This is a genomic window from Anabaena sp. UHCC 0187, from assembly GCF_009712035.1.
Lineage (GTDB): Bacteria > Cyanobacteriota > Cyanobacteriia > Cyanobacteriales > Nostocaceae > Dolichospermum.
On sequence record NZ_VILB01000020.1, the window covers coordinates 1 to 24198 of the forward strand.

A 24198-nucleotide genomic window follows, 5' to 3' on the forward strand; every position below is an offset into this window, starting at 1 on the left:
CAAAAATACTAATAAGCTTTTTGGACAAATAAAATGCAATTTCATTATTTTAAGTAATACTAATTTAGTAAATCAATGATTGTTAGAAGACATTTGTTTCACTATTCTTAGAGAAGACTGAGTGGGGTATTCAGAATGAATTTGTACTAATTCTCTAAGAATGTGGCAAGTGATTAACCAGCGTCTTGAAGATAATTTAGTCCCCATTGGTAAAGCGATCGCATCAATAAATTATTCAAATTAGGAGCAGTGCTAATTTCTTTGAGTAGATCTATCATCAGGTTTTTAATGATTGTTGGTGTTGTTGGTATTTTAACTCCATCAAATCCATTATTAGCCCAAATATCACCAACTTGTTTAGAATTTACGGATTCACCTTCATGAATAATTTGGTTGCGTTTTTTTCTCATATCAGTCATTAACTTTGACCATTTAGTATCTTCCTTGAATTTCTTGTAAATACACCAACCTTGCATTAATTGTTGTAGAGTAGCTTCATCTTGATTATTAACTATCCAACCTTTGATATGCCATTTTTGATTGATAGATTGCAGGTATAATAATTGTTCCAGAATTTGTACAAACTGAATAAATGCTGTGGTGTAATTTTCTCGTTTCAACGCTAATTCTAGTATTAAGGTAGACTCCCATAAATTAGTAATTTTGTCAGCTTGCATTTTTTGGAGTTGGGTTTTCCAAGTTGCAACTTGTTCTGAAGTAACCAATTCAGATACATCATTAGAACCTATCCAATCTTTGAGTTTTTGGTAAAATTCTTTATTGGATTCCCAATTACTATACTGTGCTAAAAACCCAGCTAGTTTATATAATACTGGATGGCGATGTTGATGAACCGCTAACCAAATCTGTGCTTCTGAAAAATCGCCTCTTTCCCAAGCAGACTGAATTTTTACTTTTTCCAGTGACCAGAAATATTCTGCCATAGAAATTAAACTGAAAGTTTGGGAATGATTAGCAGTAACTAAACCATTTTCTAAAGTAGTAAAAAATTCGTTTGGTTCATTAGGACTAGCATTAAATACTTGATATTGACGTACTAAAGCGGCTGCACAAATTTCCACGTTAGAAGCAATGACAGGGGTACATCCTTTAGTTTGAATCCATAGAATAAATTCTTGGTTTCTGATAGGAGTAAAAGCACTTATGGCTTCTTTTAAAACTAATTGTTCTAATTCTTGGCGAATTGCTTCACTATCATTAGCATTGATTTTTGGTGCATGAATATCAACTCGGATATCAGGAAACAGACTTTTAATTTTAGCCGCCATTAGTCCTGCTATCCACAGGGTATCAAGACGACGATAAGCCCAAGAAACGGTTTCTGGTTGGTCAGTTCCCCAAAGTATAATATGTTTTAAACCTTGTTTAATTCCTGCTTCAATGACGGTTTTATCTAAAAGTAATTCAATCTTACTAAAATCGCCACCTAACCATTCTTTGCAGTATTCATAATAACGCTGACCTAAATCTCTACCACTCCAAGGATAGGTTTTACCATCTGCATCCTGATGTTTACCACGTTCTATGTCTAATTCTTGATATAACTCGTTGATATGTTTAGGATAACCAATATTCCCATCTGCACCAAAGGAACGAATGATACCATCTTTACAACGCCATCCTATTTGTCGAGTTCCTACAGTGATGATTAGGGTGCTAACTTGATTTGTGTTATTTGTTGTTTTCATAGTGGAAAAATTGGCAGTTTATTCTGTAAATTTTCTAAATATTGTTGACGGGGATTAGCATTAGCACCAAATACGGTTACTACTTGGTAATCACCTAAATTTGCAATCCATATAGGGGAAGGAATAACTTCACGTTTTATCCCGTTGGGGAAATCCTTTTTAACACCCCCACATAAATTTTTAGAATCGGTATAATTTTGTGTTTCTAATTGATGAAAATATTGATGTAAGCTTTTTAAAGCATAGCCTTTAGTGCTATCATCTTGATTGCTGACAACTACAATTTTGGCATTAATATCTAGTGCTTCAATCCATACAAAAGAGTTAACAGTTCCACAATTCCTTAGCTGCCGATAATTGAAATTAATACCTAACCCTTGTAATGCTTGATAAAACGCTTCCATTCTTTGTCGGAATAATTTCTGAAATTGTTGTGCAGTTTCTGGTAATTCCCAAAATGAATCTTTACTATCAGGTATTAAAGTTGAACCACGCCACCAGGGGGCATATTGGTTATTTTGGCGAGAATAACAAGGTCTTCTTGCACCTTGACCAATACCACCTAAATGAAACATTAACCAAGTGAGATTTTTGATTAATTTCTGCAAATTATCTTGTTTATCTTTGGTTATTTCTGGTGAGTAATTTAATGTTAAAATTCCTTCCTGTTCACCACAGTTATCATTGTTACGCTGGGCTTCTTTTTGAGTAATTTTTCCTTCTAAAACTCTAACCATTAACCAACCATATTGTTTACTAGGATTAATCCCACCAAAGATTTTATTTTCCCATTCTTGAACTTGTCCAGCCTCTAAAATTCCCAGTGCAAAAGTTCTAAACCAATAACGTAACATTGATTTAAAAGCAACCGGGCGGACTTCTGGATGATTAATTGTTTCCGTTCTTATGTTTCCATTATTAGCTATTCTATAAGGTTGATTAATATTTCTAAACTTCTGCTGCCCGTGAATTAATTGACCTTCTATAATAAATTCAACCCGGAAAAATTCACTGTTATTCTCAAGTTTTCCTGCGGGATTTAGTTGACCATAACCTGTGTTAACCTGAGAACCCACACCAGCTTGTAAACCCTTGATTAACCACTGTTTTACTTGTTCTAATATCTCTTTATCTTGACAGTTACTAGCTAACCGTAACCCAATCATAAACATGGGTTTTTCTAAACTGAGAAACGGGTTAGGATTGGGGCTATATTTGGGTGAATTATTATCCCACTGCCAGATATTATTAGCCATGTCTACAGCTAGTATATTTTGATCACCTAAAGGATAAGCGTCTAGAAATACTACTTTACCTGCTTGATCTTTTTTATTATTAGTTTCTACTGAACCAAACCAAGGTGCAACCTGTTTCTCGGCATTTTTCCAATTAATATTTTGCTGTGCCATTATTTCCCTGATAGCTTGGGTTCTGGCCACTCCGCGCAGGGTGCTAGAGGGAATATAAGGAATACCCAAAGCATCAAAAGCGGGTAATAAAATACTTTCTGGTCCTCTATGTCCTCCTACTCTAATACGCCAAGGACATTGAACTTTGAAACTATTTTGGGCGATTAATTCGGTGCGTCTTGTAAGTTCTTGTAATCGCTTGGAATAGTTTGCACCTTGTTCTGCCATTTGCAAAATTTGGACTTTAGTGGGGTCTTTGTATTTATTATCGGTATCTGGCGATCGCATCCAACGCAGATATTCTACAAAGCTTGCCTCTGGATGGGGTTTTGGTTCATTGTTTGCATTCAACCAGGGAGATGGCATAGGAGATTGATGACCACCGCTATGTCCCCCATGACTACTGGAACTACCACCGCCACTACCACCATTACCAACAGTAATTACTTTTTTGGGTTTACTGATATCTTGTTTATTGGGCTTTTTGGGTTTTTCAAATACCATAATTTTATTCTCCTTCAATACCTGCGTAAATTGCAGTAGCCCAAAAACTAAACTCTTGTGCTAAAGCTAGTCCTAAACCTGTGATACCTAAATATTCATCTGTACCAAGATTTTTTAGCGTTGTTAAACCTTGTTGACCTGATAAGTTTGGTATTCCTGATACTGCTTGTAAACATTCAAAGAATTTTTCCACCACTTGTTTTTTACCCAACATCCCATTAGGTAATGCCATTTCTTCAGCTTTTAATCGCATCATTCCCCACGTAGAAAGATAAGTATATAGTTCTACTGCTTGACTTTTTTGTTGTTTTAAACGAGTGTCATCTTGATTGGGTAGTGAACGCAAATTATGTAAAGCTTCATAAATTGGTGTGGCAATTGTTCTAGGGTCAAAGCTCATATTGATTCATTCCTGTACTATTAATAATTACATCCATTGTTGGACAAATCCACGTCCTAAACTTTCTTGTCCACCAATCTGCAAGATTTCATTAGTAGCTAATAAACTTTTGAAATCATCGTAAGACTTTTGTGATGTCCCATTAGCTTGTGATGTAATTCCCCAAGGTAAGTACATTAATGTATCCGGTGGAATTGCTTCTTCATAACGGAAACCACCATCTACTGATTTATGTTCATCGAGTTTAATTTTTACTTGTCTCCATAAACTCATCTGAATTAATGTGGCACAATGTTTATCTGGTAAAACTAATAACCGATTTATAGAACTGGTAGTATTAGATTTGGGTACAAATTGTTCTACATTATTTCCTGATTGTAATTGTTCTGCTTTGATGATTGCATCTTTGAGATAAACCGCAGCACTATTATTAAAGTTACAACTGTACTCTGGAGGTATGGGTAATTTTCCACTTTGCAAACGTTGCCAACGTTGTAGTAAGAGAGGACAACTAACCCAAACTACACTATGACTTAATGAAGGTACTGGCAACCATAATATAGAAGCATCACCAATCCAAATATTACCTTGTTCTAATTTGCCATCTTTTAAGTCATTGCCAAATAGTTGATATTGTGTATCTTTGTCTGTGACAGTTGACCGAACTTTACCACGAACTGTACTGGACGGAATGTAAGGTAAATTAGTATGTGATTCACGGGCAATTCCTAGCAAGTTACCTTCTTGAGTTGTACCACCTGTATGTAATGGTGAAAGCAGATATAAATAAATGTATTCCATCGTTATTTTTCCTAATTTCCTTGATACTTAATCCACAACATTTCTGAATAACCGAGTTTTCGCCAGTTATTTACACGGGATTCTTTATTATCCTGAAACAACCCTTGAGGTTTATTCAAATAGTACAAACTCCCCGGTGGTGCTGCAAATACTTGGGGTGCGGGAATGCTATTTTTATCTTCATCCCTGATTCTACAACTAATGGGTACGGCTTTTTCTGTGGACATACTCACAAAATTACCATCCTTGAGTTTCCATTCCCAGGGATAAGGACGACATAAGTTCATTCTCTGTTGGTGCTTATCTGTATGTGGTCTTTCAAAAACACCAGGGGTAACTAAATAAGCAATTGATTTATCATGATGATTAAAATTATCACCGGAAATCTTTTGTAATTCTTGCCATTGTTCTTCCAATTCTGGACAAGATTCTACAATTACTCTGTGTCCTTCTCCTCCCAATCTGATTGTAGCAGGTGTTGTAATTGGTGTGTCAATTCCTATAGCGAAACTCCAATTTTGATGTAGTCTAATAGCATTTTCTACAAAATAACCATCAGCATCTTTGACTTGCTTTGTTCCGGGTTCAATACTATTATGAGAACGGGTTTCTATTGTCCAGGGTTTATCTTCGTGTCTACCTTCAATGGCTTGCCAATTCTCCTTGTCAATTCTACCAGATTCTAAGTATTTTTTGACAACATCATAAGGTAAATATTGTCTAAACTTTGCTTCGGAACTCCCTACACATTTTGATGATATATCGTTGTCTTCCTCTTCCTCATCTTCATCTTTAGCATTATGAGGTTTCACCAATGGACAAGGTTGGGTTTCATCCCATAAGGCATTATTTATATGAGATTTGGTTTCCCATTTCAAAGGTACAAGGGCTGTAGATTTCACAAACCCCAACGGACGCGGAAGATACAAGGTGTTTTCTGTGCTTTCATAACAAAGGAATGGACCAACTATATTAAAGTCTTTCTTTTCCCCTAATAACCCCTTAAATGCCCCAGCAATAGTATGACCATTGGGAGGAAACACACTACCTGCCCATGCCCTTTCTTGTGGTGAAAATGGTTTGGCATCTCGTAACATTAATATGTCCAATGGTGTAAGTTTGTACCAGTACATTAATTAGCACCTCCTAATGTGATATCACGGTTGCGTTTAACAAAAGCCGCAAGTTTCAGCCAATTTTGAATTTCAGTGTCTAGGTCTTTGGTTTGGGTAGTGGTAAACAATGCTTTGAGAAATTTTGCTAGGTGTTCCCGGAGCTTTGTTTTCGCGGGTTCATCAGTTTGGAATTGGTCACGGCGATCGCAAAACAATCTAGTCCAGGGTTCTATGGACTCCAGACTCGGTGCTGGGTGTTGACTCCACAGACTCGCTGCTTGTTCAAAGATGGCACTGTCTAATTCACCTGTGATTAATTGTTGCCACTGATAGAAAACATCAAACTTAGCCGTAGATTTCAGGGTGTTGCCGTTTCCGTAGAGTACCCGCACTTGTACAGCGTCTTTTTGCTCTTTTTCACCTTTGTCATCTGTATAAACATGGTCTTTGGCTTTTGCTTCTGCTTCCCAGAGACTTTCGAGGGCGATCGCCAACGGTACTGAGTGATGGGCAATTACGATACCAAAGCTAATGGTGGCTTCACTTCCCATTGTGAATAGGGGGCGGTCATGGATACCTTTGGGTAATTTAGAACAATCTGTCCATTTCCAATAATCCCCACTGTTACTAAACTCTCCATGAGGGTCTTCAGCACCTTTAAAACATTGGCGGATATCCCACAACCATTTATCCCATTCCCAGAGGTTCGTATAGGCTAAAACGTCATCACCACCACCGTAAATTAGTTTACCAGCGTAACGGGTTTGAGTGAGGTAAGGTACTAATTGATTAGAGAAGTCTAGTAATGCCCGACTTAATGCACTGTGGGTACTCGGTCCCATTCTTTTGGTAAGTTTTAGGAACTCTGGGAAGTTTGTGAGGGTTACTTTATCTGCAAAACCATCGGGAATATAATCACGATATGTTTTCATTTTTGTTCCCTTTAACCATTCACTCATTCCGTCACCATCACCGGCTGCTAATACATACCAATTTGATGGGTTATTTTTGGGATAATATTTACTAATGATATCATTAATGTCTTTGGTATATTGATTTTTGTAATTATCAATATTATCCAGTTCTTCTAATAACCATCCTGTATTTAATAGTCGTGGATGATATTTACCCATGTTAGGGTTTTCTTTATCTATCCAAGGAATACCCCAGTTCTCTGTAATTGCATCAGGAATTTTGGTTTGAGTTTTTAAAACCCAATTTTGTAATTCTCGACAAGCTGACTGAAATGTTTGTAAATGACTAAAATCATGATTTTTTAAATACCCACCAACACCAGAGGTTAAATCTGGATACGATATTTCTAAACCAGGAACTTCCAATAATTTGGGTAGAATTTTAGCTAAACCACGCTTGACGACTTCGGTGGCATTTAGTTGTTCTGTACCATCAAATAAACCAGCTTGGTGTTTCCAATAATTCTGAGTTTCACCTTCTGTTATCCAGTCTTTTCCATCTTTACCAGGATTAACCACAGATCCAATACCAGAAATTGTAGAACGTGGTCCAAATGCTGTAGGCATTTCCCAGTTTCTAGCGTTTTTAACTGATGCTAAACTATTACGGGTAGCATCAAATATATAACCCCACCATGAACCAATATTGGCACTAAAACCTCGGCTTTGTCTTTCCCAACGTTGTTGATGAGCTTCTCGTAATAACTCTAACTCTTTTTCTTTAAAAAGCCTATTCTGGTTATTTATTATATTATATGCTTCGTTTTGAGAATCTGACCATTTTTCAAATTCTGAATGTTTATTTTTATCAGCAGAACATTTAAACTCTTCTCCATATTTACCAATGGGTAATGCTGTCCAGTAAAATTGCCATTGGGATTTTAACCAACCTTTCCAAGTAGTATGAGTGGATTTTAGCTGTTGCATCCAATGGCGCTGATCATGCAATTCATTAAATACTAAATTCCCAATTTTTAACCATTCTTCTAACAGCGTTTGTTGGGCTGTTTGCATAGCAGCTTGAACTTTGTCTTTAGGTAAAACCAATACTAAAACATTAGGGAATCCGGCGGTTAATAATGATTCTGGTGATGGTGTTTTTATCCAATCCTTAAATTCTGGATATTTTTGTAATAACCAATGGTCAATTAATGGTTGTTGATAAAGACTAGGATAAAGTAATGTATCTGGTCCATATTGGTTAGCTAAAACCCAACAAACTTTAGCTGAGAGATAATGCAGTAGCCAAGAACCAGCCCAAAAGTCGCGCATTTTACGACTGGATTTAATTAATTCTTGTACTGGTGTAAAACTAAATACTGCTAAGTAAGGATGAGATAGTTCTTCACCTGTCCAACGCTGTACTTGTTCTGCTGTTAAATCATATCCTGCTAATGCACCGGCTAATGCGGATGTCATACTCACATGACTCCAAATGGAAGCATCGGGAATGCGAGTTTCTGCTGGCATTAACATTAATGAACTATCTTCAAATAAATCACAGGTTGCTTGTGGTAAACAACGCCATAACCACCAAAATAAAGGTTTGATATTCTTAATGTCGGTTCTTAAATGAGTGGCTATTTCTTGTAATATTTCTTCTTCTTTTTTTTCTAAAAATTCTTGACGTTTAGATTCTATAAGTTCGGTATGCAGTTTGATTTTAAAGTCTTGCTTTGCACCTGATAATAGATGTGTAATCTCTAATCCCTTGTCACGGTTATTACCTGGCGCATAATTTATACTGGCTGTAACACTACCTATGGCGGATCTGTCACTAGCTGAGGCGATATAGTCAGCTAACAATATATTTTCTAATACTTTACCACCGGATTTACCAGGGATTTTACCTGCATCAACCCAAGGTTTCATCACTTCTAACTGTTCATAGAAGCTATTTTTACCCCGACCACTATTGTTATGCAATGCCTTTAGTACGGGGTCATGTAGTAACCCCCAGATTTTAGCCCGCCAATATTCTTCAGACACTAGTAGTTTCCTTATGTAGCTTATATACGCATTGTATAGCCTTGATTCAGTATTTGTCTATAAATATAAAATATTGCAACATTTCTCTAGATAATTCCTATAATGCCCTGTTTGTTAGGGTTTTCCTGCCTATAAGAATTTCATTACAAATATTTTCTTGTTTTTGACATCAGTTTTTATTTATGCAGGTACTACACTTTAGTTTTTCGTTGACTCCACTTATTAGTTCAAATGTATTGTATTAACTGTTGTTGGTATCATTTTTTTTAAGGTTAAACCAGTTTCCATTCAATTAATATCCCCAGCGAGTGGGAATTTGCCAAATATCTGTGAGTGTGAATACCAAGGTAGGGTTTCCATTCAATTAATATCCCCAGCGAGTGGGAATTGAGAAAACCGCTTTAGAGGCTGCTTTAGTCCGTGTCGTTTCCATTCAATTAATATCCCCAGCGAGTGGGAATCTAGAATGAAGAAAGGTCTTAGATTGGCGCAAACTGAGTTTCCATTCAATTAATATCCCCAGCGAGTGGGAATGTGCTTCTTCTTTCAAAATCAGAGTGAGCTACTTCAGGAGGTTTCCATTCAATTAATATCCCCAGCGAGTGGGAATCTTCAAGATTAAAAAAGGTGAGCATTGGAATAGTAAATTATTATTCGTTTCCATTCAATTAATATCCCCAGCGAGTGGGAATAACAACAAGGTCTACCAAAAGACCTTAGTGTCAATAACCGTTTCCATTCAATTAATATCCCCAGCGAGTGGGAATTAGTTGATCGCTTGACGGATATTTTAAGACCGTTTAGGTTTCCATTCAATTAATATCCCCAGCGAGTGGGAATCCCCGGTAACAAAGTAGTGTTGGAGGATTTACTCTATGTTTCCATTCAATTAATATCCCCAGCGAGTGGGAATATTCTCAAATAACTCATCTCTAATTGAACGTAATGTAGGTTTCCATTCAATTAATATCCCCAGCGAGTGGGAATAACGAACTTGAGTTAGAACAACTTGAGTTATTTAATAAAGTTTCCATTCAATTAATATCCCCAGCGAGTGGGAATAGCTTACACAGTTACAGTAATTTGTGAGATCACAGGCTCGTTTCCATTCAATTAATATCCCCAGCGAGTGGGAATACGGAAGCAGTTCAAACGGAACACTTACCAACATCAACGTGTCGAGTTTCCATTCAATTAATATCCCCAGCGAGTGGGAATTAGAGGGAAATATCTTAGATATCACCAGTGGAATAATCTGGTTTCCATTCAATTAATATCCCCAGCGAGTGGGAATAACCAGCAACTAGATAACCCGACAACTTATGAGACAACACTGTTTCCATTCAATTAATATCCCCAGCGAGTGGGAATGAAGCCATCAAGAATAGTGGCACAGCATCAGCGCGAGTTTCCATTCAATTAATATCCCCAGCGAGTGGGAATGAAAGTTCAGTCACTCAAGGCTGATGAGATTAACAAGTTTCCATTCAATTAATATCCCCAGCGAGTGGGAATTTGAAACGGAAACAAACAAAGACAATGACATACTTCGATTTAGTAGTTTCCATTCAATTAATATCCCCAGCGAGTGGGAATGCCAAGGAATCACCTTGGCATCTTCAGACGGGTTAGTTTCCATTCAATTAATATCCCCAGCGAGTGGGAATGGTGATTGCTGCGAAATTCTTTGGGATGACGACATCAAGTTTCCATTCAATTAATATCCCCAGCGAGTGGGAATGTTTTGTGTCTCAATGTAATCAAGAAGAGGTGTAGTGTTTCCATTCAATTAATATCCCCAGCGAGTGGGAATGTGAACTGCCTTCTCGGTGGTGGGGATACGGTTACGTTTCCATTCAATTAATATCCCCAGCGAGTGGGAATAACAGATACAGAACTCTATCAAGCCGTTAGAAATGGTGGGTTTCCATTCAATTAATATCCCCAGCGAGTGGGAATAATGCTGGCTTGTTTACAGGTAGTAACAGATATTGTTTCCATTCAATTAATATCCCCAGCGAGTGGGAATTTAGCTAGTGAAGTCTTTTGAATATCAAAATAGGAGTTTCCATTCAATTAATATCCCCAGCGAGTGGGAATTAGGCAAGAGTGAAGTTTGCATATTTCTCTTGTTTTGGTTTCCATTCAATTAATATCCCCAGCGAGTGGGAATAATAAAGGATAACTTCATGATTAATAGCTTCATAACTTGTTTCCATTCAATTAATATCCCCAGCGAGTGGGAATACACGGTTAACTAATTGCGCTACAACTGCAATTAGTAAGGTTTCCATTCAATTAATATCCCCAGCGAGTGGGAATTGTGCTTAAAACACTCGGTTACGGTACATTGTCGGAGTTTCCATTCAATTAATATCCCCAGCGAGTGGGAATTGATCGCGTCTTGATAAAAGTTTAGGCACTTAGACGTTTCCATTCAATTAATATCCCCAGCGAGTGGGAATCTCCTAGTATTCTGTCGAGTCAGCGAGTGGTTGAGGTTTCCATTCAATTAATATCCCCAGCGAGTGGGAATATATTATCTAGAACTACATACCCGACTAAAAAAGGTTTCCATTCAATTAATATCCCCAGCGAGTGGGAATTGGAGATTACTTGTCATGTGTATTTACCAACAAGAAGTAGATGTTTCCATTCAATTAATATCCCCAGCGAGTGGGAATTTTAGTCAATAAACTTACTTGTATATCTCCTTGGAATAGCCAGGTTTCCATTCAATTAATATCCCCAGCGAGTGGGAATAATATCACTGACAATGCTGTTGATATGCTATCTTCACGTTTCCATTCAATTAATATCCCCAGCGAGTGGGAATATAGACCCTTAGTATTAGGCAGAATTTCTAGGAAGTTTCCATTCAATTAATATCCCCAGCGAGTGGGAATTTGATTTAGTTTGTTCGGCATCAATACAAAGCATCTCAAGTTTCCATTCAATTAATATCCCCAGCGAGTGGGAATCTCGTTCAATGATGTCCCACGGATATAGTGCATTTACGTTTCCATTCAATTAATATCCCCAGCGAGTGGGAATATATAACGCTGTGTACATGAGACGTATTGACGCGGTAGTTTCCATTCAATTAATATCCCCAGCGAGTGGGAATCATAATTGAAGGTGAATGTCATGTTAATGAGAAATAGTTTCCATTCAATTAATATCCCCAGCGAGTGGGAATGTTTTGGGATGTCAAACACCGGAACAATAAAACTGGTAGTTTCCATTCAATTAATATCCCCAGCGAGTGGGAATAACAAATTATCGGAATTATCTCCATAAAACTTGGAGGCAAGAAACTGTTTCCATTCAATTAATATCCCCAGCGAGTGGGAATCTTATAGTGGAATCATAGGAGAATCTGCAAAACTGTTGTTTCCATTCAATTAATATCCCCAGCGAGTGGGAATGATTACTCAGTTTGCTTACATCAAATCTCAATATTCTGTTTCCATTCAATTAATATCCCCAGCGAGTGGGAATCATGTAGGGTCACTATAACATGAGGGGTGTAAATTGTTTCCATTCAATTAATATCCCCAGCGAGTGGGAATAGCTATTAGTAAAGTAGTTATTGTAAGTAACCTATATCGTTTCCATTCAATTAATATCCCCAGCGAGTGGGAATTAGACTCCTTTGTATTTAATAACAAACAAAAGGAGCGTTTCCATTCAATTAATATCCCCAGCGAGTGGGAATGTAACCCTATGAAGTTTCAATTCTGGGTAACTGAAAGTTTCCATTCAATTAATATCCCCAGCGAGTGGGAATCCTACGAATACCTTGATACCGAAAGCTTGATTAAATTGTTTCCATTCAATTAATATCCCCAGCGAGTGGGAATTGTATCGTAAGTTTGAAGCGTTTGTGTATCACCTGTTTCCATTCAATTAATATCCCCAGCGAGTGGGAATTACTTACACTCTCCTCAAGTTAGAGGATAAATAGAGAGTGCACGTTTCCATTCAATTAATATCCCCAGCGAGTGGGAATATACAGAGGTATTTCTGATAGAAGCCTTAACCTAGAAACGTTTCCATTCAATTAATATCCCCAGCGAGTGGGAATTTTACTTCATCTTTGTCATCTAAACGCTCTATTAGCTTTAGTGTTTCCATTCAATTAATATCCCCAGCGAGTGGGAATTTCATTAGTGAAAATAGTGCTAACTGTACGTTCTTTGTTTCCATTCAATTAATATCCCCAGCGAGTGGGAATTTGTGGGAGGTAATATCGTATTAAGTAATAACACTATTGTTTCCATTCAATTAATATCCCCAGCGAGTGGGAATAAGTCTCTGATTTTAACGAGCTTGATTTAAAGATTTTTCAAGTTTCCATTCAATTAATATCCCCAGCGAGTGGGAATATCCAGTAGATAAAGGTTATCTAGTAGCGGTATTGTTTCCATTCAATTAATATCCCCAGCGAGTGGGAATGTGTTTGTGCTGGGGCAAACAAACCTGGTAGTACCAGTTTCCATTCAATTAATATCCCCAGCGAGTGGGAATGTACTAAACTCTTCAGTAGACAGTATTGAGGATGTTTCCATTCAATTAATATCCCCAGCGAGTGGGAATATGCTACACCATGAGTTGCTTCATGCTTGTCAACGTGTTTCCATTCAATTAATATCCCCAGCGAGTGGGAATTAGATGATGAGAGCTTAGAAATTGACTTGATTGTAGTTTCCATTCAATTAATATCCCCAGCGAGTGGGAATTAATGACAGCAGACTAAGCCCAGTTGACTTGAAGTGGTTAGTTTCCATTCAATTAATATCCCCAGCGAGTGGGAATAAAAAGCTAAATTACCAGTAGACTTACTATTGATGTTTCCATTCAATTAATATCCCCAGCGAGTGGGAATTTCAAACTCTTTCTAAGCTTGAAGAGTTTGAAGGAGGAGGGTTTCCATTCAATTAATATCCCCAGCGAGTGGGAATTAGAAGCTAGTTTGATATCTATGACAAGCTATCTGGTTTCCATTCAATTAATATCCCCAGCGAGTGGGAATAACTATCTAAGACAGAGATATAAAGTAAAGACTCACACAGCAGTTTCCATTCAATTAATATCCCCAGCGAGTGGGAATCCCAAAACGTTGTAACTTCTCAGGGAGCAATCCCTAAAACGCCGTTTCCATTCAATTAATATCCCCAGCGAGTGGGAATTGCACTATTTGAAGCTATGTCTGAGAAAGCTTCAAATGTTTCCATTCAATTAATATCCCCAGCGAGTGGGAATGATGATATTATTGCTGGCACTTGTTATGTTGGAAGTTTCCATTCAATTAATATCCCCAGCGAGTGGGAATCTGATACTGCTGCAAGTATTACTATTGTGGGAGCGTTTCCATTCAATTAATATCCCCAGCGAGTGGGAATATATCATTGTAACCCCAGCACAAGTAATAGCTAACTTGTTTCCATTCAATTAATATCCCCAGCGAGTGGGAATGCAAGAAAGACTAGATAAGATTGCTACTGAAGAAGCTTCAAAGTTTCCATTCAATTAATATCCCCAGCGAGTGGGAATTCTACAATCTTTAGTGGATTATTTAAGGGTAATTTGTTTCCATTCAATTAATATCCCCAGCGAGTGGGAATCCGCTGCTAAATTAGATGACATTATTGATATTAGAGATAGCGTTTCCATTCAATTAATATCCCCAGCGAGTGGGAATATCACGTTTAGCCCGTTTAACTTTATCCTTACTGTTTCCATTCAATTAATATCCCCAGCGAGTGGGAATGAGTAAGCCTTTCAAGTTAACCTACCTCTAAACCTATGGTTTCCATTCAATTAATATCCCCAGCGAGTGGGAATAAAATGCAATGCAAAACCTGCCCGTTCTTTGTTCAGTCGTTTCCATTCAATTAATATCCCCAGCGAGTGGGAATTCTTTTAACGCGATCGCATGGAAGATTAAACCCCCCTATGTTTCCATTCAATTAATATCCCCAGCGAGTGGGAATGACAAATGGCTACTAAAACAATCTGCACTTCTGCTTTGAGTTTCCATTCAATTAATATCCCCAGCGAGTGGGAATTACCACAAAGCAAGTATTAACACAATATAGTCACGGAGTGTTTCCATTCAATTAATATCCCCAGCGAGTGGGAATGTTTGAAGTCCGAAATAATGACCGTGATTTTCAGTTTCCATTCAATTAATATCCCCAGCGAGTGGGAATGGTGATGAGTCAGGTGACGTTTGGAAAAAAGCTTTTGTCAGTGTTTCCATTCAATTAATATCCCCAGCGAGTGGGAATTGGTTCGGGATTAGGTGGTTATGGAATCTATGGGGTCAGGTTTCCATTCAATTAATATCCCCAGCGAGTGGGAATAAACTGATACCGAAATTATAGAACGGTATGCAATGGGCTGTTTCCATTCAATTAATATCCCCAGCGAGTGGGAATCCAAACAATGAAGAGATAAGACAAGAGTTTGTTAACAGTTTCCATTCAATTAATATCCCCAGCGAGTGGGAATACTAAAGAAACTTTTACCTAAAGAGCCTAAGTCAGTAAAAGTTTCCATTCAATTAATATCCCCAGCGAGTGGGAATCTCATATTAACAACTTACAGTAACTTTACTATTTGTTGTTTCCATTCAATTAATATCCCCAGCGAGTGGGAATTACTAACACAATTTCCTAAGTTAGCTTATTCTTATGTTTCCATTCAATTAATATCCCCAGCGAGTGGGAATTTAATGTCTTTTATATAAAACAATTTATTACTGTAGTTTCCATTCAATTAATATCCCCAGCGAGTGGGAATTTTCTAAAATAATAAACGCATCCAAATTAGGCTTTTTGTTTCCATTCAATTAATATCCCCAGCGAGTGGGAATCCCTTCATTTTAACCCCTTACTGGGTAAGGAGTCTAGACCCACTTTCCGAAGGTCAGCAAAAATCACTGCCAACCAGTCTACAAAACTACCATTAAAAACCGCGTAACCCTTATCCAATAAGCAACCGAAGTTCACAACCATAAAATCAACACTTCAGCTATTTTCCCCAAACATCGGCAACAACTAAATGATAATTGAACTAGGTGGTTCAATCACAGGTATTCCCACACCCCAAGTTTCCACTTGAGATAGAGTATGTCGAGACAAAGGATAAAACCTAACATTATCTTCTTCTAACTTCAGTTTTTTCCTCAACTGACGACGTAAATCCTGATATTTTTCTGTACTCAACTGACATTCAAACACAGAATACTGTACACGCTGTCCATAACCTTCCAATAAATCAGCTACTTTTTTGCGCCGTTTATTACAGGGAATATCATAAGCAATCACATACAAAAACATAACATAATTTTAGTCAATTCGATAGGGTTGATAATGATGACTAGGATTATAAACAAACTGCTTAAAAGCCCTCACCTGTTTAGTTAATAAATCCCATTTTGGTTGTTTAATTCCCTCATCAGTTTGTATTTCTTCAGACATCCGTTGTAAAAACGCCCGTAGAAATTTCTTCCTTCCCGCATCATTCAAATAACAACCACCATTTTTAAACTCAAAATCAGCTTCAGCATTAACAATTTTGCGATTAATTAACCACATCACTAAAGAATCTATAAATGGGGCGCGAAACTCCTCAATTAAATCAGAAGCCAACGCTGCATGACCATCATGGGCTTGATGTAAACAGGCATAATAAGGATCAAGTCCTTGAATTTCAATTAACGCTAATAAGTGATTCCAAAGAACTTGATAACCAAAACTTAGCATGGCATTCACTGGGTTTCCTGGAGGACGACGACTCCGACCGGAAAACACAAAATCAGGGTTTGTTAAACATTCACTAAAAGCTGAAAAATATTGAGCTGCACCAGCACCTTCAAACCCCATTAACCGTTCTAAATTATCAGCCTGTGCTACTTGGTCAGCTAGGTAATCTAAACTCTGTAAAACCCGTTCTAAAAGCTCCGATTCCTTTTTTTTCTTTTGTCTTCGTAACAACACCCTACTATTTTTCAACTTACCTTTGATCATAGCCCTAGCAGTAATCAACTTTTCTACAGGAGATAATTGTTGTTGATAACGTGATAACTGCCGATATCCCCTAGAAATCGGTAAAATTCTGCCATAGCAATAACCCATGCGTGATAAGTAGGCAATGGGAATATCTCGCCATAAACAAGCACGAATAACTTGGGTAGTTAATTGCGATTTTCCAAAGATCAGAATTTGCTCTAACAGAGGTAACTGCACTTCAGCATATATAGTTTCCCCTTGCTTAACTAGCAAAGTTTCTTTTTGTAAACACACATAGCAATTTTGCTCAGAAACATAAAGAGTTTGCATGAAATTATGAATTATTAACGCCACCAACGTTGTAAATTAGATTTCTTTGAAGAACGATGTTCACCATCTCCAGAAGAGGTTAATTCTGCATTCTGTTCCGGTTCTAACCACAAAACAACTCTATCGGCCGCACTGGCAACTATATAAGTAGCAACCGTGACTAACGTAGTATTAATAATTACTGCTGCTAAACCTAAAGGTGCGATCAACAAAATTACCAGAGTAATACCACCATTAACAGTAGATATAGAAACATTTCTGACAGTAGCAGAACGTCGAGAAATATACATAGTGCTAAAAAGGCTGACTTTAAAGTGATGATATTGACTACAATAACCGCAGAATTAGCCAAAAGCCAGAAAAAGGTTATAAACTAAATTATTATAGTTATCTTGCCTAAAGCAATATTGACAATGCTTACAGCCAATTTTTATTAGCATCCTGAATATTTTCTTTTTGCACTTAGATTAATTTACTATAAATTCCTGCCAGTGATTCCTTTACCATGCCTAAAAAATCTGCTCATCCCTATACAGAACGTTTAGCGTTTGAACGTTTGCTGCTGTTAATTGCTACACTGTTAAAATATCCAGGTATAGGTAGTCCTGATTTTCTGGACTCCAGTAACAATGAAAATCATGATGCAATTAGTTCTGTGAAAGTATATCTGCAAAAATTAGCAGCAGAATTGGATATAGAATTACCCGCAGAATATCCAGCAATTCCTACACTACGCAAAGATTTAGAAACCCTCAGACGTTACGCTATCCTTGATCGGCGGATGTATCGTTGGGGATATTATTTAGGTACTGGTGCGCTTTCTATCACAGAATTAAAAGTAGCATTCAACGCTTTAGCTTCTCAAGCTCAATATCAAGGTGATGCCCAAGCTAGACGCATTTATGAAACTCTTAGTAAAAGATTACGTGGGTTAGATATGGAACTCAATGGTGAATTTTTTTATCCTACTCGTCAACATCTTAACCGGGCTATTATTCATACTGACCCGGAGGAAATGGTAACTCAGGGAGAAACCCGCGATACATTATTTCATCAATTACCATTAGTAGAAAAGGCTATTAGTAAGGGGGAAGCCATTGAAATCTCTCGTAATAATGACTTTTATGGTTTTAATAGAACTGGACGTATACAGATTTTTCCCCTACAATTAATTTATCATGATATCGCTTGGTATTTACTGTATGAATATTGCGAGAATGGACATCTAGCAATAGGGAGATTAAACCGTTTTAATAACTATTGTATTTTTATTAAAATGCTACCAAGGGGTTTAGAAAAACAGAGAGAAAATTTAGCTAAAGCATATAAGTTACTAGAAAATGGCTGGGGTTTAAATTTAGGTGAACCAGAACCTCAAAAATCCGAACTAGAAGGAAATCTCAAATTTATTCAAGTAAAAGTGCGGTTTTTTCCACCAATATCAGCATTTATTTTAGAAGGGGAACGTCGTCATCTTCGCCAAAAAATTACCACTGGATTAATTGATAAAACTGGGCAACATACTTGTATAGAATATTCTGTAGATTTACCACCTCGGTCTTTAAATGAGTTTAGTTTATGGGTTTATCGTTACATGGACAAAGCAGAAGTGTTATCCCCTCCTCAATTAGTGGAACAACACCGCCAATCTGCACAAGCTTTATTTGACCGCTATCTTTATAAAGATATGTAAATCTCTTATTTGAATTTCACGATAGCGATCGCCCCCCAACTCCCCAATCTGCTAAAATACCCATACAGACAGAGGTAATGTTATGGGTCAAGGATTTGGCAACCCTGGTAAATCAAAACTTGATATATTAGCAGAGTCAGCTATTAAATATTGTGAAGAACGCAGTCCTGAGAAGCTAGATAGTATTTTTGATTATCAGTCCCCAGAAATCAATCATCAAATTTGTGCAAAGCTTATCGCTGTTTTAGATATTGATACTATTGCTTGGTTCTGTGGTTATTTAGCTTCTGAAATCAACTGTACCCAAGACAACCAAAAATCCCACCCCATCGGCGAATTATCGGGGTTATTAATTAGTTGTGGTATGGAACTATTTGAAGATTTTAGCCCTTATCCTGGTCGTCGGTTGATCATTGGTAATGCTGAAAAATTTCAATCTTTACCCCAGGAAATTCAAGATAACGTAAATCAGTTTTTTAAAGTTCAGGAAAAATCTAGCGAAGAAACCCAACAAATACATAACGCAATTCTTCAGGAACTACAAACACTCAATCTCAATTAAATTCACATTACTTGTAGCAATAATTATACTTACGGCACTCTGCATGAACAGTCACGTCGCCAACAACAAGAACAACAGTGAGATTATATCTTGAGACTGAGTTGAAAATGGATTTAAAGATGGATGTATAGGGATATTGGAATCATTAAAAAGTGAATTATCGGTTTCATAGCACAAGATAATTCCTAATTTATTGATCATGGATAGAACATTAGCACAAAACCCCCATGAACATCTGGTATCAGTGACGGCAGATGGCGTTAACTTAGAGGGTAATTTAGTGATTCCCAATGGTGCTACGGGCATAGTCTTATTTGCTCATGGTAGTGGTAGCAGCCGTCATAGTCCCCGCAATCGCTATGTTGCTGAAGTCTTACAACAGGCGGGACTAGCAACTTTATTAATTGATTTACTCACTGCTGAAGAAGAAGAAATTGATCTGCGAACCAGACATTTACGCTTTGATATTGGTTTATTGGCATCCCGGTTAGTTGGGGCTACAGATTGGCTGGTACAAAACCCAGATACTCGACATCTGAAACTAGGTTATTTTGGAGCTAGTACCGGAGCAGGTGCAGCCCTGGTTGCCGCCGCAGAACGTCCAGAGGCAGTACAAGCTATTGTTTCCCGTGGTGGACGACCTGATTTAGCAGGTTCAGCATTGCCTCATGTCAAAGCACCAACATTGTTAATTGTAGGCGGTTACGATACACCAGTGATAAAAATGAATGAGGATGCACTAGCACAGTTGCACTCAGTAAAACGGCTGGACATTATCCCTAAAGCGACCCATTTATTTGAAGAACCAGGTAAATTAACAGCAGTAGCACAACTGGCAAGTGAATGGTTTACGCAGTACCTCAAGTAAGTATAGAACTACTAATTTATCTTTGAGTAGATTGGTTATCCCTGATAAATCCATTCCCTTCCTGCTTTTTCCGCTGCTTCTGGGGTGTAGTAAAGTTTGCGTTCACCAAACACTTCACCACCAGCACTAATTAACCGGAACTGCCAACAGTCCGATTCTGTGTAAAATACCAATAAGGTAACATTATTAATAATGGTAACTGAATCAACTTTAGTGAACATAGTGGTTTTAGTACCCATCTTCATCAAAACATATTTCCTTTGATTCTTGAGGAAAACTGATAAAATGCCTAAAATCTTAGAATACTATACCTGTATAAGTCCTGAATTAGCAGTTTTGTAATTATATTTATAGAGATATAATAGATACAGAAAGAGTTTGGAGAGGAAAGAAAAATGAAATCTTTTGGCATATCTCCACAGACAGAAGAAGTCAATGTTGCTACCATCATCAGAAGAGCCACTATTAACGATATCTGGCAGATATACAATTTATACAAAACAGTAGCAATAGTTAATTTGGGTAGTTTAACACAACAAGAAGATGAAATTACCTTGGAATATGTAAGCGACACTGTGAGAAAAGGACTGGCAAGGGGACTAATTCTTGTCATTGAAAATGATGGTCAAATTGTGGGTTACTTAAAAGCCTTTACCTCAGAATTTAGGACTCTTGCCCATGTTTTGACCAATGCCACAATGATGATACATCCTGAGTGGCAAGGCAGAGATTATGGCAGTAAATTGATCAACGCTTATCTCCAAGAAATTAGCGTAAATATGTCTCATATTCTCAGATTTGAACTGTTACCCCACCAAAGTAATCAAAAAGCTATACAATTTTACAAAAGACATGGATTTATGCAAGAAAGTCTAGCTGAACAAAAAATTAGAACCCCTGAAAAAAACTTTGAACCCGAAGTAACTTTAGTCTGGTTCAATCCCAATTTTTCTGAAGATGACTTGCAAAAATATCATGCTTTCCTCAGTGAAAACTACACTTCCCACTATGATTGAGGGAAACTGATAAAATGCCTAAAATTTTAGATTGCGATCGCTGTCTTCTCTATGCCCATAACCCCCACCTTGTTTGTGCTGTTCATCCTAGTGGTGTTGATGGTGATAATTGCATAGATTTCCGGGAAGACCCTAACGTAGAAGAACTATGGCAACCAGAAGGCGCGAGTTATTACAATGGCCAACTGATTTTACAACCACGACCGATAACACCAGAACGGCAGTTAGAGTTGCTTGAATGGCATCCCATATTTACGGGTAAATGTCCCCAATGCAATTTTAAGTTTGACCGTGATTATGTCTCGCGGGTTCACTGGGATTGTGCTGAATGCGGCTGGATGGATGACAGTATTTGATTGAATAAATAGCGAATGCCCATTGTTAATGAATTAGAAAATAAAACATAGTTTAATACATACTAATTTTAGTACAAATTAACTATTTTAGGCTAAGATACTAGGTAGATACAACAAATCAAAGTAAAGAAACTGAGGGTGCAATAACTATTTTTAGCATAGCGTTTTATGACCAAAAATGAAATTACTGCAAATTATGACGAATCCTGGAAAGAAGCATTAAACGAATATTTTGATAGTTTCTTATCCTTTTTCTTTCCTGTGGCTTACGAAGCAATTGATTGGACAAAACCACCGGAATCACTAGACAAAGAACTGCAACAAATTACAGCTTCATCATCAACTGAAAAACGGATTGCAGATAAACTGTACAAAGTTTGGTTATTGGATAAAACACAAGTATGGATTTTAATTCATATTGAAGTCCAGAGTCAATATGATGTTGACTTCCAAGAACGGATGTACACTTATAATTACCGAGCCTTTGACCTGTATCATAAATTTGTTGTAGGTCTAGCGATTTTAGGTGATACCAGTTCCACCTGGCGACCTAACAGTTATCATCAGGCAATGTTAGATTGTGAATTAAGTTTAAAATTCCCCATTGCTAAACTCCTAGATTATGAATCACGGTGGACTGAATTAGAATCTAATCCTAATCCCTTTGCTATCATAGTAATGGCGCATTTGAAAACCAAAGCCACCACAGGGAATTTAGCAGAACGGGAACAATGGAAATGGACATTAATTAGGGGACTTTACGAACGAGGCTTAACAAAAGAACAAATTGTTAAACTTTTTAAAATCATTGATAAAATGATGACCCTACCGAAGCAGTTACAAGCAGGATTAGTGGCTAAAATTAAACATTTAGAGGAGGAAAATCAAATGCCTTTTATTAGTCCAACAGAAGAATTAGCAATGGAACGGGGTGAATTAAAAGGAGAACAACAACTAATTATTCGGCAACTAAATCGGCGAATTGGTGGAATTGAATCATCATTAATTGACACAATTCGGGCATTGACAATTGAACAGTTAGAATTACTCGGTGAAGCACTCTTAGATTTCTCCTCTATCACTGACTTAGAACAATGGTTACAAAATAAACCAGAGTCCTAGAAATAACAACCCCACTTTTCATTAACTGTGGGGAACACTGAAAACTTAGAAACTGAGATTAGAGAAAATTAAATTATTAGCGATAGTTACACTTCACTTCGTGAACGCTATATGACCAACATCACAAACATATTAAAACAAGCCACAGACGGGCTACTGATGATGAGTGAATCAGAATACCCATTTGCAGTTTTTACATGGGAATCCGCACCATTGAATGTAACTACAGTATTAGAAAAAACGGGTCATTCTCATAGTATACCCGTTAAAGTTGTGGAAATTGATGATTTCTTTAGAAACTCTGTAAGTGAGGAAGATTGGCACGAAGACGAGGAAAAAGCCACTGTGAAAAAGTTTCAGAATCTTGTGAATGTCTTGAAAACTAATTTAACTGATTTACAGGTTTATAAAATAGGTAGTAAAGAAATTGATGTTTACATTATCGGTACTACCACTGATGGTATTGCCGGGATTTCTACCAAAGTTATCGAAACCTAAAGATTATCAACTTTGCTTTCAATCACCCGTTGAATATTGGGAGAAACATTAGACATAAAATCATATCCTGTCATTTTTTCTAAGTTATCTACACTGGTTCGATAAACCTGCCAATTATTATCAAGTTGTTCATTATTGGGGATATTTACAGCAATCACACGGGTATTTGCAGTAATACCTTTGAGTCCAGTACCGGAGTTATCCAAGACGACAACAATTTTCCAGGTGGATTGGGGAATTGTGACTAGGCTTTTCAATTTACCTTTATTGCCATAGGGTCCAGCAATAATATAAAGTTCCTTACCTTGTGCTACTAATTCTCTAGAATAATCCTCCAGATTCCCCCAAGTATTCCTATTATTATCGGGCGTTTGAGGCATCATATTCGTCATCAAGAAAGTGGCAGTATTATCTTCAATAGTGCGGGTTCTATCAGCCGATGGTGTAACATGACCCCGATCATATCCTGAACCATTATAAGCAGTCGGCTTTATGCGTTCCCAACCTTCAGGTAATGTGTTATCTGGTCTAAAGTTATCTTGACGTGGGGCATCCCCAAACCATGATTTATTTAACTGCCAACTTACCCAATTAGCAGTACCCTTGCTACGATTATAAGATAAAACATACTGGGGTTTTATCATCAAGTAATTATCAGGGTTATTAATGTTGGTTGTGGCTTGACTGGGATTTCCTAATGATAAATGAATTGATGGTATAATTTTGACGGGTGGTTTTGTTTGTGCTGGGGAACAGCCAATTAACAACCCAATTAAACTAACTAAAAATATGATTCTGATGGATTTTATCATCAATGTCCTCTGTTGCTATTGA

The 24198-nt window shown here is 37.4% G+C and carries 18 protein-coding genes and 1 CRISPR repeat array; of the genes, 7 read left to right on the top strand and 11 right to left on the bottom strand.

What is annotated here, in order from left to right:
• Nucleotides 1–173: 173 nt before the first annotated feature.
• The 9 genes from FJR11_RS19295 to csx18 form a co-directional block, all read right to left on the bottom strand.
• Entirely contained in the window at nucleotides 174–1709 is a 1536-nt protein-coding gene (locus tag FJR11_RS19295; protein WP_168506638.1) for a hypothetical protein, read from the bottom strand.
• A complete protein-coding gene (gene cmr6, locus FJR11_RS19300; RefSeq protein WP_168506640.1) occupies nucleotides 1706–3622 on the bottom strand; it encodes a type III-B CRISPR module RAMP protein Cmr6 in 1917 nt (638 codons plus the stop codon). Before cmr6 ends, FJR11_RS19295 begins: the two co-directional genes overlap by 4 nt.
• A gap of 4 nt (nucleotides 3623–3626) precedes the next feature.
• Nucleotides 3627–4022 carry a hypothetical protein gene (locus FJR11_RS19305; protein WP_168506642.1) on the bottom strand — a complete coding sequence of 132 codons (396 nt, stop codon included), beginning with the start codon at nucleotides 4020–4022 and terminating at the stop codon, nucleotides 3627–3629.
• A 27-nt stretch (nucleotides 4023–4049) separates the two neighbouring features.
• On the bottom strand, nucleotides 4050–4823 hold the full coding sequence (gene cmr4, locus FJR11_RS19310; RefSeq protein WP_168506644.1) for a type III-B CRISPR module RAMP protein Cmr4: 774 nt from the start codon (nucleotides 4821–4823) through the stop codon (nucleotides 4050–4052).
• An 11-nt stretch (nucleotides 4824–4834) separates the two neighbouring features.
• On the bottom strand, nucleotides 4835–5956 hold the full coding sequence (locus FJR11_RS19315; RefSeq protein WP_168506646.1) for a type III-B CRISPR module-associated Cmr3 family protein: 1122 nt from the start codon (nucleotides 5954–5956) through the stop codon (nucleotides 4835–4837).
• Entirely contained in the window at nucleotides 5956–8901 is a 2946-nt protein-coding gene (cas10, locus tag FJR11_RS19320) for a type III-B CRISPR-associated protein Cas10/Cmr2 (RefSeq protein ID WP_168506648.1), read from the bottom strand. Before cas10 ends, FJR11_RS19315 begins: the two co-directional genes overlap by 1 nt.
• Nucleotides 8902–9181: 280 nt before the next feature.
• A CRISPR array of direct repeats spans nucleotides 9182–15781; the repeat unit is 36 nt; unit sequence GTTTCCATTCAATTAATATCCCCAGCGAGTGGGAAT.
• Between the two features lie 184 nt (nucleotides 15782–15965).
• Entirely contained in the window at nucleotides 15966–16247 is a 282-nt protein-coding gene (gene cas2, locus FJR11_RS19325; protein WP_039203883.1) for a CRISPR-associated endonuclease Cas2, read from the bottom strand.
• Nucleotides 16248–16256: 9 nt separating this feature from the next.
• Nucleotides 16257–17249, bottom strand: a complete 993-nt coding sequence (gene cas1, locus FJR11_RS19330) for a CRISPR-associated endonuclease Cas1 (RefSeq protein ID WP_168506650.1) — start codon at nucleotides 17247–17249, stop codon at nucleotides 16257–16259.
• Nucleotides 17250–17263: 14 nt separating this feature from the next.
• Entirely contained in the window at nucleotides 17264–17539 is a 276-nt protein-coding gene (csx18, locus tag FJR11_RS19335; protein ID WP_168506652.1) for a CRISPR-associated protein Csx18, read from the bottom strand.
• A 215-nt stretch (nucleotides 17540–17754) separates the two neighbouring features.
• Between csx18 and FJR11_RS19340 the strand changes: the two genes are divergently transcribed.
• From FJR11_RS19340 to FJR11_RS19350, 3 genes are all read left to right on the top strand, one after another.
• Nucleotides 17755–18942: a YafY family protein gene (locus tag FJR11_RS19340; RefSeq protein WP_168506654.1), complete on the top strand. Its 1188-nt coding sequence runs from the start codon at nucleotides 17755–17757 to the stop codon at nucleotides 18940–18942.
• Between the two features lie 82 nt (nucleotides 18943–19024).
• A complete protein-coding gene (locus FJR11_RS19345; protein WP_168506656.1) occupies nucleotides 19025–19504 on the top strand; it encodes a hypothetical protein in 480 nt (159 codons plus the stop codon).
• A 199-nt stretch (nucleotides 19505–19703) separates the two neighbouring features.
• The gene (locus FJR11_RS19350; RefSeq protein WP_168506657.1) at nucleotides 19704–20372 is read left to right on the top strand and encodes a dienelactone hydrolase family protein; all 669 of its coding nucleotides are present in this window, start codon (nucleotides 19704–19706) and stop codon (nucleotides 20370–20372) included.
• Between the two features lie 35 nt (nucleotides 20373–20407).
• On the opposite strand, the gene FJR11_RS19355 is transcribed toward FJR11_RS19350, so the two are convergent.
• Nucleotides 20408–20593 (bottom strand): hypothetical protein, encoded by a 186-nt coding sequence (locus FJR11_RS19355; protein ID WP_168506882.1) that lies wholly within the window; start codon nucleotides 20591–20593, stop codon nucleotides 20408–20410.
• A 174-nt stretch (nucleotides 20594–20767) separates the two neighbouring features.
• Between FJR11_RS19355 and FJR11_RS19360 the strand changes: the two genes are divergently transcribed.
• The 4 genes from FJR11_RS19360 (at nucleotide 20768) to FJR11_RS19375 (ending at nucleotide 23364) form a co-directional block, all read left to right on the top strand.
• Nucleotides 20768–21388, top strand: coding sequence for a GNAT family N-acetyltransferase (locus tag FJR11_RS19360; RefSeq protein ID WP_168506659.1), 621 nt, complete (start codon nucleotides 20768–20770; stop codon nucleotides 21386–21388).
• 14 nt (nucleotides 21389–21402) lie between these two features.
• Entirely contained in the window at nucleotides 21403–21744 is a 342-nt protein-coding gene (locus tag FJR11_RS19365; RefSeq protein WP_168506661.1) for a hypothetical protein, read from the top strand.
• Between the two features lie 168 nt (nucleotides 21745–21912).
• Nucleotides 21913–22866, top strand: a complete 954-nt coding sequence (locus FJR11_RS19370; RefSeq protein WP_168506663.1) for a DUF4351 domain-containing protein — start codon at nucleotides 21913–21915, stop codon at nucleotides 22864–22866.
• Between the two features lie 111 nt (nucleotides 22867–22977).
• Nucleotides 22978–23364 (top strand): nuclease A inhibitor family protein, encoded by a 387-nt coding sequence (locus FJR11_RS19375; RefSeq protein ID WP_168506665.1) that lies wholly within the window; start codon nucleotides 22978–22980, stop codon nucleotides 23362–23364.
• Here FJR11_RS19375 and FJR11_RS19380 read toward each other — a convergent pair.
• Nucleotides 23361–24176 carry a DNA/RNA non-specific endonuclease gene (locus FJR11_RS19380; RefSeq protein ID WP_168506667.1) on the bottom strand — a complete coding sequence of 272 codons (816 nt, stop codon included), beginning with the start codon at nucleotides 24174–24176 and terminating at the stop codon, nucleotides 23361–23363. The two genes, FJR11_RS19375 and FJR11_RS19380, sit on opposite strands and share 4 nt — an antisense overlap.
• Nucleotides 24177–24198: the final 22 nt, after the last annotated feature.

What these genes read in the sequence shown, in the direction of transcription:
- FJR11_RS19380 (WP_168506667.1), bottom strand. Translation starts at nt 24,176, where the DNA reads ATGATAAAATCCATCAGAATCATATTTTTAGTTAGTTTAATTGGGTTG.
- FJR11_RS19360 (WP_168506659.1), top strand. Translation starts at nt 20,768, where the DNA reads ATGAAATCTTTTGGCATATCTCCACAGACAGAAGAAGTCAATGTTGCT.
- FJR11_RS19340 (WP_168506654.1), top strand. Translation starts at nt 17,755, where the DNA reads ATGCCTAAAAAATCTGCTCATCCCTATACAGAACGTTTAGCGTTTGAA.
- FJR11_RS19370 (WP_168506663.1), top strand. Translation starts at nt 21,913, where the DNA reads ATGACCAAAAATGAAATTACTGCAAATTATGACGAATCCTGGAAAGAA.
- FJR11_RS19350 (WP_168506657.1), top strand. Translation starts at nt 19,704, where the DNA reads ATGGATAGAACATTAGCACAAAACCCCCATGAACATCTGGTATCAGTG.
- FJR11_RS19295 (WP_168506638.1), bottom strand. Translation starts at nt 1,709, where the DNA reads ATGAAAACAACAAATAACACAAATCAAGTTAGCACCCTAATCATCACT.
- FJR11_RS19345 (WP_168506656.1), top strand. Translation starts at nt 19,025, where the DNA reads ATGGGTCAAGGATTTGGCAACCCTGGTAAATCAAAACTTGATATATTA.
- cmr6 (WP_168506640.1), bottom strand. Translation starts at nt 3,622, where the DNA reads ATGGTATTTGAAAAACCCAAAAAGCCCAATAAACAAGATATCAGTAAA.
- cas2 (WP_039203883.1), bottom strand. Translation starts at nt 16,247, where the DNA reads ATGTTTTTGTATGTGATTGCTTATGATATTCCCTGTAATAAACGGCGC.
- FJR11_RS19365 (WP_168506661.1), top strand. Translation starts at nt 21,403, where the DNA reads ATGCCTAAAATTTTAGATTGCGATCGCTGTCTTCTCTATGCCCATAAC.
- csx18 (WP_168506652.1), bottom strand. Translation starts at nt 17,539, where the DNA reads ATGTATATTTCTCGACGTTCTGCTACTGTCAGAAATGTTTCTATATCT.
- cmr4 (WP_168506644.1), bottom strand. Translation starts at nt 4,823, where the DNA reads ATGGAATACATTTATTTATATCTGCTTTCACCATTACATACAGGTGGT.
- FJR11_RS19355 (WP_168506882.1), bottom strand. Translation starts at nt 20,593, where the DNA reads ATGTTCACTAAAGTTGATTCAGTTACCATTATTAATAATGTTACCTTA.
- cas1 (WP_168506650.1), bottom strand. Translation starts at nt 17,249, where the DNA reads ATGCAAACTCTTTATGTTTCTGAGCAAAATTGCTATGTGTGTTTACAA.
- FJR11_RS19375 (WP_168506665.1), top strand. Translation starts at nt 22,978, where the DNA reads ATGACCAACATCACAAACATATTAAAACAAGCCACAGACGGGCTACTG.
- FJR11_RS19305 (WP_168506642.1), bottom strand. Translation starts at nt 4,022, where the DNA reads ATGAGCTTTGACCCTAGAACAATTGCCACACCAATTTATGAAGCTTTA.
- FJR11_RS19315 (WP_168506646.1), bottom strand. Translation starts at nt 5,956, where the DNA reads ATGTACTGGTACAAACTTACACCATTGGACATATTAATGTTACGAGAT.